Genomic DNA, 16,310 nt, shown 5'->3' with positions numbered 1-16,310 from the left:
ACTTAAAGCATAACACTTGCCAATATGATGATGAAGTAGAAATAACTAACTGTTGTTTATAGCATTACGGTCTTTTTTGTTCTCACATTTCCTTTGAGATAAGAATATTGCTGTTAAATTTGCAAATAAAATTACCATTATTTGTGTAGTAAAAAAATAATCAAATAAGCAACCAATAAACATTGCCAATATCAATACTCTAAAATATACACAATTACGATAATCTAACCATCTTGCTTCAACAAAAAATGCCACAAAACACAATAAAAGAGAAATTCCAGCAATAATACCTGCTCTAAAGATATAGTTAACAAATTCATCATGAGCCATAATACCATCATTAACTACGCGAGGATCATCTCTTAATCTTTGATTTTTATTTATCAACACTTTAGTACATTCAATAACATCTGTTGTATTTGTAAGATAAGGACATCCCAGTATATAAAGTTTAGGATACTCTCTTAAAACTTTAAATGAAGAACTATAATATAGTAATCTAAGTCCCGTCGATGTCTCATACTGTTTTCTTGCATCAGTATTATTATAATCTTGATTAAAGAATACTTGTGATTCTTCTACAGATGTTTGTAATCTATAATGAAAAACACTTGAGAATTTATAGACAACTCCAAAAATGATACTAATTGCAACGATACAGCAAGTTAGAATCGTTACAAGTCGTTTTATACATAATTTATTATTTTTAAAGCTAAAATATTTTAAAGCTATAAATGAATAATAAATAAATACCACAAATTCAATAACATAACCGGCCTTACTACGATTTACAAAAAGATCTATAAAGATGACCAGTAAACCAGCAGCATACATCAGAATCTTTGGCATCATATTTGGTATTCTAATAGCTTTACCAATAATCACTACAGCTGAAAAAGGGAAAGTCAATGCAACTATTGATTGGATAACACTACCACCATGTATACCAAAATATATTTGACTAACCACGAAGTCCATATGCAATACATATCTAACTAACGCATATAGAGAAAATATAACCACAATGGATAAATAAAAGTTTAAAAGATAATTAGCATATTTAATATTTCTAGATAAAAAATAACTAGCCGAACATATATATAAAAAAACAAATATTGGATTAGAAAATCCTAATATTGACTTAACATCTAGGCTATGACTCGCAAAAGATGCATAAATCATGCCAATATTTATCATTATCGCGGATATTAATAGAAACTGTAATGATTTATTTTGTTTAAGAACCCTAAAAACTTCTTTATTAAAGAAAGAAAAAAGAATAATCAATATAAAGCTTATAGATATTAAAGCTCTAGCAAAAAAGAATATACTTACAAACATTACCAACATAAGTACAAATACTATCTTGGTATATATTTCAGATCTCAAAACTTTTCTCCTAATATAAAACAAATAATTATGATAAGTACTACAGATTATAGTATAACAGCTCTTGTTTTCATTAATAAAATGATTCAATCAATTAAACTAAAGTTTTTAAAAGTTTAAATATTTCCTTAAATGACTTATTGGGCTTTTTCTTCTCAACCTCTTTATGATGATTTCTAATTAGCTGGCGCAATTTTTGCACATCCATATCAGGATGCTCTTGTATTAGTTTTTCTAATGTCTCATTAGCCTTTATAGGATCCAAGAGATTACTTCTAAGATTCTCCAAACGCTGTATCATAAGATTTGCATCTTTATCTTTATTAACCAGAACGTCATACGCCTTATGAATCTCTTCTAAATTATGAGTTTTGCGTAGTAGCTTACCTATAAACTGTGTTTGCCTTTTTAGAGCTATCTTTTGCAAATTTTTAGCACTAAGAATATTACTTTTAAGATTTTCATCTATTGGTAGCTTACCTAACTGTTCTTTACTTAACTCAGTTAAGGATCTACCAAAATCAGTTATCTCTAATGCATCTTTTTTTACAGTAGTCTTACTCTTTACGGCTTTGTATTGCGAGTTTTCTTCTTCACGTTGTAAACGCTCTATTTCATCTAAGTCTATTACTTTACTCATAGCTATTATTTTAATTTGCTTATATATATATATAATATAAGCTATAATTTTAAACGTTTAATTTATTTTATCCACCTAAAAAATATCAGGAGACTACCAAATATGTTTAGCTTTGAAAAAAATAGCCTAAAAAATACTGATAAAGAAATTTTTGACGCTATAGAACTTGAGGTTAAAAGACAACATGAACATGTTGAACTTATTGCATCAGAAAACTATGCAAGCCCAGCTGTAATGGAGGCTCAAGGCTCTCAACTTACAAATAAATATGCAGAAGGCTATCATGGAAAAAGATATTATGGTGGCTGTGAATTTGTAGATATAGCAGAAAAACTAGCTATCGAAAGAGCTCAAAAACTATTTGGTGTTGATTATGCAAATGTTCAACCTCATTCAGGATCACAAGCAAATGCTGCTGTATATAATGCTGTACTTAAGCCAGGTGATACAGTTCTTGGCATGGATCTTGGAGCTGGAGGACATTTAACTCATGGTAGTAAAGTAAATTTCTCGGGTAAAATTTATAATTCTATTCAGTATGGTCTAGATGAAAATGGTGATATAGACTACAAACAGGTAGCTGAACTTGCTAAAGAACATAAGCCAAAAATGATAATTGCTGGATTCTCCGCATTTTCTGGAATTATTAATTGGAAAAAGTTCAGAGAAATTGCAGATTCAGTAGATGCTGTACTTATGGCTGATATTGCTCACGTTGCAGGACTTGTTGCGGCTGGATTATATCCAAATCCATTCCCTTATGTTGATGTTGCAACTACAACTACTCATAAAACTCTGAGAGGTCCAAGAGGTGGGTTAATACTTTGTAATGATAATCCTGAACTAGCTAAAAAATTCCAATCAGCTATTTTCCCAGGTATTCAAGGCGGACCTTTGATGCATGTAATTGCAGCTAAAGCAGTTGCCTTTAAAGAAGCATTAGAGCCTAGCTTTATTGACTACCAAAAACAGGTATTGAGAAATGCTAAGGCTATGGAAAAAGTTCTAAAAGAACGTAACATTAATATTATTTCAGGTGGTACCAATAATCACTTATTACTACTAGATATAACAAATACAGGGTTTTCAGGCAAAGAAGCTGAGGCTGCTTTAGGTAGAGCGAATATCACTGTAAATAAGAATTCCATACCTAATGACCCTCGCTCTCCATTTGTTACAAGTGGTTTAAGAATAGGAAGCCCTGCTATCACAACGAGAGGATTCAAAGAAGCTGAGTGTGAGCAAATCGCAAACTGGTTGGCAGATGTAGTATATAATTGTGGAAATGAGAAAATTGAAAATGAAACTGCGACAAAAGTTTTAGAACTTTGTGATAGATTTCCTGTTTACAAATAAACATCTTAATTTTATTTTTAGTAATATTAATTATTAATATTCTAGACTCACAATTCTCAAATTAATTTTAATTTCATTACCAAATCCCATATTGAACTACATATATGTACTAATATCCGCACATACTCAGATTACATTATTAAATATAAGTAAATTATTTGAATTTTATTTTAAATTTTATGTTGACTTAAAATTAACATTAAATATAATAGTCAAATATTTTAAACACTTAAATAATACTAATTTAATATTTTATTAATCATGGAGATTGGAATGAAAAAAACTATCACTATTGCTCTTTTAGGTTCAATTGCAGCTACTTCTGTTTATGCAGATGATTTAAATGCTAACATTGTAAACAACTCTATCATTGATTATTCAAATAAAGTGGAAACAGCTGCTGATACTGATCCTAACTCTCCAATTTATGCTGTCAAAAGCATAGCTGCTGACGCTGCTAACATACAAGCAAATGGTGAAAAAATAGCTAGAGGTCTAGTTTTAACAAATAACGGTAAAGTTAAAATACCTAATGCTGTTAAACCTAAAGACATATATATGAAAGATGAAGCTTCTGCTGCTCAAGGTCTTGAAAAATATAGAGCTGAAAGAGATGAAATTAACGAAACTATCGAAAGATGGACTGAAAAAAGAAATAATGTTTCAGGAATCGGTAAAAAAGTTAAACAATTAAATTATGATCGTAAAATAGCTCAAAAGAAAGCTGAGTTAAAAGCTATAAACACTAAAATTGATATCTTAAAAGGTATTGAAAATGGTGATAAAGCTTATGCTGAAGAAAAAATAGCTCAGTTTAATATTATTAAAAATATAACTGTAAATGGTCCTACAGCATACTATAATGATATTGCTAAACCTGTTTCATCTGAGTTGACTGCTGCATGGAATTCAGCTAGTGCTCTTGATTACATCGGTTATAGAAATAATATAGACAAGTTCTGGAGTGCAAGAGTTGCTCTTTGGAATGGTCAATACAACATCAATAGTAAAGATGCTGAAACAGCAATAGAGTTTAACAATATAACTAACTATTTAACTATTCAGGCTATCCAACTTATTCAAGGTGGTAACAGTGATAAAGCTATCGCTACATATGCAAATGTAAATACACTTGCATATACAGTAACTACACTAGGTGATTTAGAGAGTGGAATTCAAGAGAAAATAGCTTCTCCTAGAACTGCTCAATCAATATGTGAAGCTGATTTACTTGATATCAGAGCTAATAGTAATATTGCTACAGCAAGAAATGTTTTAAGTGACTTATCTGATGAAAAAGCTGTAGAATCTATTCTTACTCAATTCTTAGATATCATTAATGTTGGTGATATTAAAGTATATGATTTAGATAATCTTGGAAGCAATTGGGCTGTTAAGGCTGCTGTTAATGCTATCGCTATTGCTATAGGTTCTGAAGGTGTTATTTATGTTAAAGATCATACTTTAATGTTAAGACCTGCAAGTGCAGTAGCAGCTCCTGTAGCTAATGCTATCGCTGAAAATGGTATATATAAGCAAGTAAGTGATGCTGATAGCATACTGTTTGGCCAAAACGCTTGTAACTTCACAGCTGCTCAAAATAGCGATAATCCTGTTGCTAAAGCAATGGTCGCGGCTACTAAGCAAATAGCTGAACAAATAGCTAAAGGGCAAACTGTCGATGCAGCTTTCGAAGAACAAGTTTATGTAGCTCTTCAAGCAACTATGTTCGAAAACTTAAACAAAGTTATTCCTAACTAATTCTAATCCTTTATAGTCTTATACAAATTCTTATTTAGATTTTCATAATTAATTTTCCAGTAGTAAAATGCTTAGTGCGAACTTACTAGATATTAATTATTTTCTACACATACCTCCTTCTTGCCAATACTCACTGCCTACACAGTGATGACAATAAAACAGGCCATTTGGATCATATTTGTATTTAATTTTGAGAAGTTTACTATAGTTATCTCCCCAAAAAACTTGTTGCCAATTTTTTTGGAAATAATCTGCTTCATTTGCATAGGTTCCTGCATTAGGAGCTAAAGACATAATCATCCTCATGGCTTTATAAATATTATCTATTTTTTGTTGTGTTTCTGTAGTCATTTTTGCATTGCCAATCTGTGGTTCATCAGTACTATAGCTCATAATAGCCAAAGCTCCAGCATCATATACTCTTGGATGCATTGACGTTTGCTTGGTTAAATGTAAAGCTTTTTTAGATGCGCCTGCTAACCCCTTGTTGATCTGTATAGATACAGGAGCCAATCGAGATACTTCATAGAAAGTGTCTGCTGTTGTGTCAATATTTTTAGGATCAAACAACTTCTCCGGCAAATACCAAGACTGATAAGTATACCAATATGCAGAAACCTCTCCAGTATTTGAAGCCCACCAAAACTCTCCATTACGCGCATCTGGATCAGTGTTTTTAACAACCATATCAGGATAATTTTTATGCCAATAATCATAGTTCCAAATCTGAGTTGGTGGAATATCTATATATTTAGCTTGATAATGAAGATCTGGTTGATTTTCTACCCATTTTTTAAATGGTTGCCAAATTTTTAAAGCCTCTTTCTCACTTAACCCCTGAGTTACCATTGCTATAGTTATCTTATTATTTGGACGAAAAGCAAACTGTTCACCCCAATTCTCATTATTCAAGTTCGAATAATAGAATGAAAGAAACTCTTTTATCAAAATCTTATATGCTTCATCAGAGCTCGCTATTATTTCACCACTAATCAGACCAAAATGGCTAGGAAGCTGATGTGTTCTTAATGTTAAATTTGTAACAACTCCATAAGTTCCTCCACCACCACCTTTAATTGCCCAAAACAAATCTTGATTTTGGCACTCATTGGCAATAAGTATCTTACCATCTGCTGTAACGACCTCAGCCTGTACTATTCCACCCGCACCTGTACCATACTTTTTAGACCAACTACCAAAACCTCCACCTTGAGGAAAACCTCCAGCTGCACCAACCGTTGTACAGCCTCCTCCTTGTACATATTCATGATGTTTGTTAGTAACAATATCATAAGCCTCAAGCCATCTTGTTCCGGCTCCAACTGTAACTGACGAATACTCTTTATCTTTTGGACAATTCTTAGGATGAAAGTGTTTATCATAGTTAATATTTCGCATATTATGAGTCCATATCAACAATGCATTAGGAGAGCTAGAGCGCCCTAAATAGTCATGTCCTGCACCTTTGATAACAATACGTAAGTTATACTCCCTTGCAAAGTTAATAGCATTCACAACATCTTGAGTATCCTCTGCTTCAACAGCATAGCTACTTGGCTGAATATGCCATGCTCCATACCATCCTTGAGATTCATTTCTACTAGAATCTGACTGCATATAAAAAGGATTTTTCATATTTTGTAAATTTGATTTACAACTATCATTTTCTGATTTTTTTTCACATGTAGAAAAAACAGAAGTTGGTTTTATAAGCTTGCCTTTAAGTGATTTTGCCAATACATTCCATTGTTTAGAATCAGGCCAGCACGTCTCTGAAGGTAAGCAACGACAGCTAGACTTTGAAGTTTCATTTGAAGTATTTGAAAGCGCTTGACTATATGCTAAACCAACTATCGAGGTTAAAATATAGCTTGTAATAATTTTTTTGTACATTTTACCAAGAAATTATTCTTTGATAAGAAATATACTAAAGCATTAATATTTTAAAGAAAAGGAGTTATGTATTTCAAAAGTATTTTTAGAGAAAATTTCTACAACCAGCCAAACCATCTATCAAACCAAGTAGGATTTTCCGTACCATCTGGACGTAAGTTATTTACAAACTTATTTTTAGGATAGTTCTTCTTAAGCACTCGTATATTGTCCTTAGCTTGATCATACAAACCTAACTTATTATATGCTCTAATTGTCAATACTAAAGCATCTTGTGTCGATGTACTCTGTGGATAATTTCTTATAATTTGAGAAGCTCTATCCAAAGCTGCATTATATGCTCCTCGCTTATAATAAAAGTTTGCAATATCATAATAATGTTCTGCAATAATATTGTTTATATAGATCATTCTACGTTTTGCATCAGGAACAAAACCACCTTTTGGATCAAGCTTTATAGCCTTTTCAAAGTTAATATAAGCATCTTGGTAACCAGTTGGATCATGATAGTTCATGTCATAAGGGGCATACGTTTGTAACATTCCCCTACCATCCTCAAATCCAACGACACCAATCATATAATATACATATCCTTTATATGAACTATATGGATACATTTTAATAAATTGTTGACCCAGTGCTAAAGCCATAGTTGACTCATCATCCATATAGTAAACATAGATCAAATCAACCATACCTTTCTCAGCTAATGGAGTAAATGGATACTGTGCTACTAATGACTTATAAGATCTAATAGCATCAAAATACTTTTCATTTTGCATCTGTTCATGCGCTTTTGCATAAATAAAGCTTGCTGTATAACCAGTATAAACCTGAGGAAGTTCACTATCTTTTTTAGGTCCACAAGACACCAGCATCATTACCACAAGTGCAGTAATTATTAAATATAAAAACCTTTTCATTTAATTTAACTATCCTTAGAATTTTCTTATATAATTCTATATAAAATTACTTTTTAGTAAAAATACTTATATTAAGCATACAACATGGCAAATGATACACTATCTAATAAATTTCATCAAAAAATTATGATGCATCCTGATCATGCAGGAAAGAGAATTGACAGCGCGATCAATGAATTATTTGAGCAGTTCTCTCGCTCTCAAATACAGAAATGGATAAAAGACGGTTTAATTACAATTAATGGAAAGACCACTAAGCCAAAACATATTCTGCTAGGAGATGAAGAGATTGAAATTAATATAGAACTTCTACCTACAAATGAATGGCTAGCTGAAGATATTGATCTAAATGTTATTTTTGAAGATGATGATATTATAGTAATTGATAAACCAGTCGATATGGTTGTTCATCCCGGTGCTGGTAACATGACAGGTACTATATCAAATGCCTTACTCCACAAATATCCTAATCAAGACAAATTACCAAGAGCTGGTATCGTTCACCGTCTAGATAAAGATACATCAGGTTTGATGGTTGCGGCTAAGAGTAGTATTGCTTACCATAATTTAGTTCAGCAACTTTCTGAAAGGAAAGTATCTCGAAAATATCTTGCAATTGTAGAAGGTGAAATTTATGAAGAAGGCACTATTAATCAACCGATAGGAAGAGACCTTAACAATCGTACAAAAATGGCCATCAATTATAAAGGGAAAGAAGCCATCACACATTATAAGCCTATAGAGGTATATAATGGTTTCACGCTAATTGAATGTCAGCTAGAAACAGGAAGGACTCACCAAATAAGAGTTCATATGAAGAGTATCAAACACCCTTTGGTTGGCGATCAAACTTATAATAAGTCATCAACTAAATTAGATAAAATTGGAATAGAAAATATAAACAGACAGGCTTTACATGCATACAAGCTATCTTTTATACACCCTACCTCTCAAAAGATTGTTAGATTTAAAAGCAAACTTCCTGAAGATATGCTAAATTTAAAACTAGAACTACAACAAACTATCGAAAGCTACGACGACTATGAAGAAGATTATTACGATTATGAATAAAGTTGATAAGAAGTTAAGCTTCAAGTATTTTGTTGGTGTATTTATTGTACTCATATCTGCGGCAATATTATCACCTATTGGTAACTCTAAACATGAAAAAATGAATTATTTCTTGGAATCCCGAGCTCCTTTTATAGTCAAAAAACCTAATTTCTCTGAAATTAAAGACTTTAAGGAAAGAAAAAAAATATTCATAGAGTACATGCTTTCGGCTATCCAAAAAGCTAATAATGAAATATGCTTGCAAAGAGAGCAAATACATAAATTGCAAAAAGATTTATCCAATAACCGTACGCTTAGTAACCGACAGCTTGACAAGCTAAACTTATATTTAAAGTATTATAAGATTGATTCTATAGATAATTCTGCTAATGAATTAGAATACCTCAATATTAAAGCTGAAAGAATTCCAACAAGCTTTGTATTGGCTCAAGCAGCTCTTGAAAGTGGATGGGGAACATCCAGATTCTCCAAAGATTATAACAATTACTTTGGACTACACTGTTTTTATGAAGGTTGTGGCGTCAAGGCTAAGTCAGCAAATATCTATCTTGAAACATTCAACAGTGCTGAGGAAAGCGTTCTTGGCTATTACTATAGGCTAAATACAGGCTCAAAATTCAAAGACTTTAGAATAATTAGGGATAAAATAAACAATAATCAACTCCCTGAACAAGATTTACTAAATACCTTAGAAAATTACTCTGCTCTTGATGGAGATGATTATAAAAACAGACTTATTTCAGTTATTGAGCATAATAACTTAACTCAATATGACTCTATTAAATATTGTAAATAATATGCTTCTAGTTGGTATTACTATTATTTTTTAGTATATTTGAATAATTAAGATAACGCCATATAGAAAATAAATGGAAATAATAATAAAACAAGATACTATTTATTTTGAAGGTATATTAACTCTAAAACAAATAGACTCTAAGCTTATTGATAAAAGAATAAGCCGGAGCAAAGATAAACTAAAACAAATCGATTTGACCAAGGTTGTATCATTAGATACTGCTGGCGCATACATAGTTATCAAAACAGTAAATGATCTGAACTTATCAAAAGAAGATATTATTTTTGCTAATGAGAAAGATAAAAATCTTGTAAATATTGTATTTAAAAACTTTCCAACCACAGCTGAGGAAGAATTATCAAGTAAATCAAATGTCGTTTTCAATAGTATTTATACCCTTGGTAAAAATACAAATAACTTATTATCAGAAGTTAAAACAAGTATAAGCTTTCTTGGAGCTATCTTTTTAGGTTACATAACATTAATTCGTAGACCTTATAAAGCTTTTTTTTCAATTGTTCTAAATATTTGTTATGACTCTACAATTAGAGCATTGAGTATAGTAATACTATTATCATTAATTATAGGTTTAGTATTAACATACCTTCCTCTTAATTTACTAATGCAGTATGGAACTCAAATATTTGTAGTTGATATGCTTGGAATTTCATCATTTAGAGAATTTGCTCCACTATTCACTGCCATAATTATTGCTGGCAGAAGTGGTTCTGCATTTACCTCTGAAATAGGAATAATGAAGGTTAATGAAGAAATTGATGCTCTACAGACAATAGGTGAAGATCCTATGCAACGTCTTGTTTTGCCAAGAATAACGGCATTGGTCATTAGCTTACCTGTACTTACAGTCATAGCTATGATTGCAAATATTACTGGTGGTATCATTATTGCCGACCTAATCGCAGGAATCACGCCACTACAGTTTATAGAAAGACTATTTTCCAATGTAAATGTAAATCACTTCTATATAGGTCTTCTAAAGACACCTTTTTTTGCATTAGTAATTGCTGGAATAGGTTGTCATCAAGGATTATCTGTTAAAAGAGACTCCCAAAGTGTTGGTAAAGCAACTACTACAAGTGTTGTTTACTCAATATTTTTGATAATACTGGTTGATGCTATCTTCGCAGTAGGTCTAAATGGATCTTAGGAGAAAAACATGAGTGAAAGCCTAATTCAAGTAAGAGATTTAAGTACAAAATTTGGTAAAGAATGGATTCATAAAGATCTGAACTTAGACATACCTTTTGAAAAAATCAGCTGTATTATCGGTGCTAGTGGTTGTGGTAAAACGACTTTGATGCGAGAAATTTTAATGTTACAACCAATATATTCTGGTAAAATTTTCTTATTAGGTCAAGAAATCTCAAAACTAGCAGATAATCCAATTAAACGTAAAGAGATATCTAGCACAATGAGTATGATGTTTCAACATTGTGCCCTTTTTTCATCTTTGACAAACTTACAAAATGTAATATTCCCACTAAAACAACATACAAACCTTCCTTTAGATGTTTTGACTGATATAGCTATTATCAAACTAAAAATGGTAGGATTAAGAGAAGAAGCATTTAACAAATATCCTTCAGAAATAAGTGGTGGTATGCTCAAAAGAGTTGCTCTAGCCAGAACTATTGTTTTAGATCCTAAAGTTGTATTTCTAGATGAACCGAATGCTGGATTAGACCCTTACTCTGCTAGAGCTATGGATGATCTTATTTTATATCTAAAAGAAGAGCTTAAAATGTCAGTAGTTATGATTACTCATGATTTAAGCACTATTTGGCATATTGTTGATGATATTATATACATGGATGAAAAGAAAATAATGCTACATGATACTGTTGAATTTGTATCACAACAAACTCAGTATGAAAGTATTAGAAAGTTTTTTGATTCACATAATGATAGTAAGTATTAGGAGCTTATAATGAATGAAAATAGTATAAAAAACCTAATTGCAGGACTATTCGTAATTTTTATGGTATTCGTAATGGTATTTATAGGTTTCTTCCTATCAGGAGGATTTAAAAACCAAGACACCACTACATTCGTTACGAATTTTAAGAGCATTTCTGGTCTAAATGTAGGCTCTGATGTCTCGTACAAAGGTTTTAATATTGGTAAAGTATCTGATATTTCAATAAATAAGGAAAATCCTAAACTTGTTAGTGTTTATATGAAAATAAACAGTCAAATTCCAATATATAAGCAGACAGTAGCAACTTTACAAAGTGTAGGTATTACAGGTCAATCTAAAGTTGAGCTCTCTTTAGATATTTCAGAAAAAAATACTAGCTTAGACTTAATAGATTTAAGAAAAGGTAAAATACCAGAGATAAAATCAAAACCTTCACAACTTGAAACTATTTTGACTAAAGTAAATGGAATTGCGGGTTCTCTCGAAGAAATTTCTAGTAAATTTAATAAAATGATGTCCCAAGAAAACATTCAAAGATTTAATGAGTTTGCCGATAGCCTAAATATTTTATTGTACAACTTAAGTAATTCATCAATATACTTTAACAGAACTCTTATGAATTTTAATGACACTATGCTAGAGGGTCAGGAAACATTTAGTCGACTTAATAGAGTAATAAGTATACTTGATTATGATCCATCAACAATTGTTAGAGGCGTGACCCATAACGACGAGGACTAGAATAATGAAAAAATATATAATTTTATTTACAGTGATACTTATACCTTTTCAATTATTGGCTTTTTCTATATTTGGAGATCCCTTAGAGGTACCCACAAAAAAACAGTATGTAATATACAATCAACAGATAGAGGCTAATAAGCTTCCTGATACTAAAGATGCTGATATTAGTACAACCTTACTCATCTACAATATCCAAACTCAAGCATATAAATCTACACAAATGTTTTATGTTAAAGGTAACAGACTATATACTTTCAAAAATAGTGAATGGGCTTTACCTGTATCAAAGATGCTGACTGTTGCTGTATTTGAATACATTCTTGATAATAATATTGTTAATAATCTTGCATTCCAAGACATTAACATTAGACAAGAGTTTACACTATCTGGAACTACTACTTATGGGCCTCTACTAGACTTAGATAATAAACAATTCTTTTTCTATATTACGTTTTACTTAAAGAATGAAAGAACAGGATATACAGAGATAAAAACCATAAAGTATCATTATAAATTTGATAATAATAATATAACTTCTGATGAGTATGCTGAAATGACAAATAATGCTCTGGTTCATATATTTTCTCAATTAAAACCATGGTTATTAGAAAATCTCCAAAAAGAAAAACATAAAAATAAGCAAAGAGAGCAGAAAGAAAAAGCTACGTCAGTAAATAGTATTCAATCATTATTGACAGTTAAGCAATAAAACTGGCAACCAATCCTATTATACCCCCAAAAACTCCTCCCCATACAACAAGCCAACCAAGATGCTCACGAATTATTTTTTGAATAATCTCTTTAACCATCTGTGGTGTTAGCTCATCTAATCTTGCATCTATAAGTCTTTCTATTTTTTCTGATGCTTTTTGAGAAATATTATTAGTATCTATATTTAGATTACCCAAAAGCTCAATAACTTTTGCATCAAGTTTACTAATAAAAGGTTTTCGTAAACCCTCTAGTCCATCTTTACCACCTAAAAACATTTCGATCATTGAACCATACTTACTACTCATTAGCATTTCAAGAAAACTATCAAAAATTTTATTGTAATCTATTTTTGTAGCTACATTATTTGCAATATATCTCTTTATATCATCATTACTGAGGAACTTATTAAGATTCTCTTGAGAGAAAAACTGTTCCATAATCATTTTTTTTATCGCTTTTTTAAAGCTTTCAAACTTGTTAGGAATTATTCCAGAGCCATAAAGAAAAGGAATTTTCTCAAAAAGCATATATATCGCTATCCAATTAGTTAAGGCTCCTGATAGCGCGTAAAACCCGATATTCTTAATGTGTTGCTCAGCAAAATACCATCCTAATATAGCTAATACTGCAGCAATAAAATTAGTCAAAAAACTTTTATTAAAAATACTCATAAATATACCCTACTTTTTAAATGATTCTGAATTTATAATAAGAAACAGTATTTTATCAAATTTTAATTTTATGAGAACTATTCGAGGTTTTTTTGCAGATATTTCGGTACAAACAACTAAACTATCTATCACTGATGAATATTATAACTACTTCAAAAATGTGCTTAGACTTAAAAAATCTGATTTTATAGAATTATTTAATAATAATGATGGCCTGCAATATAGAACACAAATCATTGATATAAACAATAAAAGCATATTGTTAGACGTAATAGAAAAAAAAGAAATCCATAATGAAAATAGTTACATTGTAAACATTTATCAAGCTATTATCAAAAATGAAAATTTTGAACTTATTATACAAAAAACTACAGAACTTGGTGTAAATAATATTTATCCTATTATAACAGAGTACACAAACCACAAATTTGACAAAAAAGGATTTAATAAAAAATTAGAACGTTGGAATAAAATAGCTATCTCTGCTGCAGAACAATGTGAAAGAGTATTTATACCTAAAATTCATACTCCCGTTGAAATTAATACTGTACGGCTATCAGACAATGATATGAATATAACTCTTTGCCCATATTCTAATACTCCCGATAATTTTGAAAATCTTATCAAAACTCATAATAATTTTAATATTTTCATAGGTCCAGAAGGTGGTTTTAGTAACGAAGAAATGGATTTATTTAAAACTAAAAATTTCAATACTATAAATTTAGGTAAAAGAATACTAAAAGCAGAGACTGCGCCTATAAATATCCTTTCAATAATCAACTTTATCAAATAGTAAATTACTCAACATATAATTATTGCAAAACGCCTATTGTAATGCTTTAATTAAGTATCTTAATACTGTTAATTTTCAGGAAGAATATTCATGGACAAAAATTATCATACCCTATCTCGTCCTTTTTGGATAGTTTGGGCCATTGAATTCTGGGAAAGATTTGGATTTTATGGCTTCCAGGCAATTATTGCTTTGTATTTCACACAGCAATTACATCTTAGCGAATTAGAAACTATTTATCTAATGGGCTCTTTCTTTGCTTTTACCTATGGGTTTATATGGGTAGGCGGTATTATTGGCGACAAAGTCCTTGGAACCAAACGTACAATATTAATTGGAGCAATAATTCTTTGTCTATCATACCTAAGTTTCATCTTTGCCAACGAAAAATCAATATATTATATATTCGCAGGTATCATAGTCGGTAATTCACTATTTAAAGCAAATCCTTCTTCCTTAATATCTAAAATGTTTGATAAAGGAGATGGTCGTCTAAATAGCGCAATGACTCTTTACTACCTCGCTATTAATATGGGGGGGTTATTATGTATGGCTTTAACTCCTGTAATATCTCAAACTTATGGTTATGTTGAAGCATTTGTAATTTGTGGTATCGGTTTATTTATCGGTATAGTTGGTTTTATAATGTTTTACCGACAGCTAGAAAACTTAGGATCCGAAGCAGGTAAAAAGCCTTTAAATGTCGCAAATTTGGCATACGTAATAGTTGCGAGCATTATCTTAATATTACTCATAGCAAATGTACTTCCAAATACAGGGCTATGTATTTCAATTACTGCTATTGTAGTTATATTAGCTACAATTTATTTCTTAGAAATAGCTCTAAAACTTAAGCCATATGAAAGAAATAGAATGTTAGTCGCTTTGGTACTAATTATTGAAGCAATCTTCTTCTATGCATTGTATTTTCAGATGCCAACAACTCTAACATTTTTTGCACTACATAATGTTGATTTATCTATATTTGGATGGCATGTCCCTGCTGCGCAATACCAACTTCTGAATCCTCTATGGTTAATGATACTATCTCCTGTGCTTGCGATTTTGTATAAAAAGAGTAAGATGACACATGCAACCAAGTTTAGTATAGGTATTGCTCTTATGTTTGTCTCATATGCGATCCTATATTTCACAAAATATTTTGCTACAGATGGAATTATCTCAGGATATTGGTTAATTCTAACTTATGCTAGTTCATCTTTAGGAGAATTATTAATATCTGGATTAGGGTTAGCAATGGTTGCAGAATTATGTCCAGCAGCTATATCAGGCTTTGTGATGGGATTCTGGTTCCTTGCGACAATGGTTGCTTCTTACCTAGCATCATATATAGGATCGTTTATAGCACTTCCTCTATTTGACAATACTATAACTAGTCAACAGAGTTTAGATACTTACACATCTGTATTTGGATATGTTGCAATATCCATACTGATAGTTACTATCATAATGATTATTTTGACACCTATTCTTAACAGATATATAAAAAGAATAGAAGTTATTGATGATCATAGAGCAGATGCTCCTAGCGTAGTAATCAAAGCTAAATAGCCATAAATACTCGAAACCTATTACTTCCTTAATAAATTT

General features: G+C 31.0%; 15 protein-coding genes. 10 read left to right on the top strand and 5 right to left on the bottom strand.

The features are described 5' to 3' along the window. Nucleotides 1-45: 45 nt before the first annotated feature. Nucleotides 46-1,389: a hypothetical protein gene (locus ACKTR7_RS08575; protein ID WP_407877918.1), complete on the bottom strand. Its 1,344-nt coding sequence runs from the start codon at nt 1,387-1,389 to the stop codon at nt 46-48. Between the two features lie 94 nt (nt 1,390-1,483). Continuing rightward, nucleotides 1,484-2,029, bottom strand: coding sequence for a ribosome biogenesis factor YjgA (yjgA, locus tag ACKTR7_RS08570; protein ID WP_407877917.1), 546 nt, complete (start codon nt 2,027-2,029; stop codon nt 1,484-1,486). 102 nt (nt 2,030-2,131) lie between these two features. Here yjgA and glyA point away from each other — a divergent pair, with 102 nt between their 5' ends. Beyond that, a complete protein-coding gene (gene glyA / locus ACKTR7_RS08565; RefSeq protein WP_407877916.1) occupies nt 2,132-3,385 on the top strand; it encodes a serine hydroxymethyltransferase in 1,254 nt (417 codons plus the stop codon). A gap of 273 nt (nt 3,386-3,658) precedes the next feature. Next, a complete protein-coding gene (locus tag ACKTR7_RS08560; RefSeq protein ID WP_407877915.1) occupies nt 3,659-5,146 on the top strand; it encodes a coiled-coil domain-containing protein in 1,488 nt (495 codons plus the stop codon). 96 nt (nt 5,147-5,242) lie between these two features. Here the strand turns inward: ACKTR7_RS08560 and ACKTR7_RS08555 are convergent, their stop codons facing one another. After that, nucleotides 5,243-7,039, bottom strand: a complete 1,797-nt coding sequence (locus ACKTR7_RS08555) for an FAD-dependent oxidoreductase (protein WP_407877914.1) — start codon at nt 7,037-7,039, stop codon at nt 5,243-5,245. A gap of 98 nt (nt 7,040-7,137) precedes the next feature. Then, nucleotides 7,138-7,962 carry an outer membrane protein assembly factor BamD gene (locus tag ACKTR7_RS08550; RefSeq protein WP_407877913.1) on the bottom strand — a complete coding sequence of 275 codons (825 nt, stop codon included), beginning with the start codon at nt 7,960-7,962 and terminating at the stop codon, nt 7,138-7,140. An 84-nt stretch (nt 7,963-8,046) separates the two neighbouring features. Between ACKTR7_RS08550 and rluD the strand changes: the two genes are divergently transcribed. The 6 genes from rluD to ACKTR7_RS08520 all read left to right on the top strand — a co-directional run bounded on the left by rluD (nt 8,047) and on the right by ACKTR7_RS08520 (nt 13,227). Next, a complete protein-coding gene (gene rluD / locus ACKTR7_RS08545; RefSeq protein ID WP_407877912.1) occupies nt 8,047-9,033 on the top strand; it encodes a 23S rRNA pseudouridine(1911/1915/1917) synthase RluD in 987 nt (328 codons plus the stop codon). Beyond that, on the top strand, nt 9,005-9,832 hold the full coding sequence (locus tag ACKTR7_RS08540; protein ID WP_407877911.1) for a glucosaminidase domain-containing protein: 828 nt from the start codon (nt 9,005-9,007) through the stop codon (nt 9,830-9,832). The genes rluD and ACKTR7_RS08540 overlap by 29 nt, the downstream gene beginning before the upstream one ends. A gap of 73 nt (nt 9,833-9,905) precedes the next feature. Further along, nucleotides 9,906-11,003, top strand: coding sequence for an MlaE family ABC transporter permease (locus tag ACKTR7_RS08535; RefSeq protein ID WP_407877910.1), 1,098 nt, complete (start codon nt 9,906-9,908; stop codon nt 11,001-11,003). A gap of 9 nt (nt 11,004-11,012) precedes the next feature. Next, entirely contained in the window at nt 11,013-11,774 is a 762-nt protein-coding gene (locus ACKTR7_RS08530) for an ABC transporter ATP-binding protein (RefSeq protein WP_407877909.1), read from the top strand. A gap of 9 nt (nt 11,775-11,783) precedes the next feature. Then, nucleotides 11,784-12,515: an MlaD family protein gene (locus ACKTR7_RS08525; RefSeq protein ID WP_407877908.1), complete on the top strand. Its 732-nt coding sequence runs from the start codon at nt 11,784-11,786 to the stop codon at nt 12,513-12,515. Nucleotides 12,516-12,519: 4 nt separating this feature from the next. Then, nucleotides 12,520-13,227, top strand: a complete 708-nt coding sequence (locus ACKTR7_RS08520; protein ID WP_407877907.1) for a hypothetical protein — start codon at nt 12,520-12,522, stop codon at nt 13,225-13,227. Here ACKTR7_RS08520 and ACKTR7_RS08515 read toward each other — a convergent pair. Further along, complete coding sequence (locus ACKTR7_RS08515) at nt 13,217-13,903, bottom strand: DUF445 domain-containing protein (RefSeq protein ID WP_407877906.1); 687 nt, start codon at nt 13,901-13,903, stop codon at nt 13,217-13,219. The genes ACKTR7_RS08520 and ACKTR7_RS08515 overlap by 11 nt on opposite strands. Nucleotides 13,904-13,973: 70 nt before the next feature. Here ACKTR7_RS08515 and ACKTR7_RS08510 point away from each other — a divergent pair, with 70 nt between their 5' ends. Together ACKTR7_RS08510 and ACKTR7_RS08505 are read left to right on the top strand one after the other, a co-directional pair. After that, a complete protein-coding gene (locus tag ACKTR7_RS08510) occupies nt 13,974-14,699 on the top strand; it encodes a 16S rRNA (uracil(1498)-N(3))-methyltransferase (protein WP_407877905.1) in 726 nt (241 codons plus the stop codon). A gap of 90 nt (nt 14,700-14,789) precedes the next feature. Continuing rightward, nucleotides 14,790-16,271 (top strand): oligopeptide:H+ symporter, encoded by a 1,482-nt coding sequence (locus tag ACKTR7_RS08505; protein ID WP_407877904.1) that lies wholly within the window; start codon nt 14,790-14,792, stop codon nt 16,269-16,271. The last annotated feature ends 39 nt before the right edge of the window (nt 16,272-16,310 follow it).

Origin of the sequence: Francisella sciaenopsi (assembly GCF_045862875.1) — a bacterium.
Classification (GTDB): Bacteria; Pseudomonadota; Gammaproteobacteria; order Francisellales; family Francisellaceae; genus Francisella; species Francisella sciaenopsi.
Note: the sequence above shows the minus strand (reverse complement) of the source record. Positions and strands in the feature narration are given on the sequence as shown.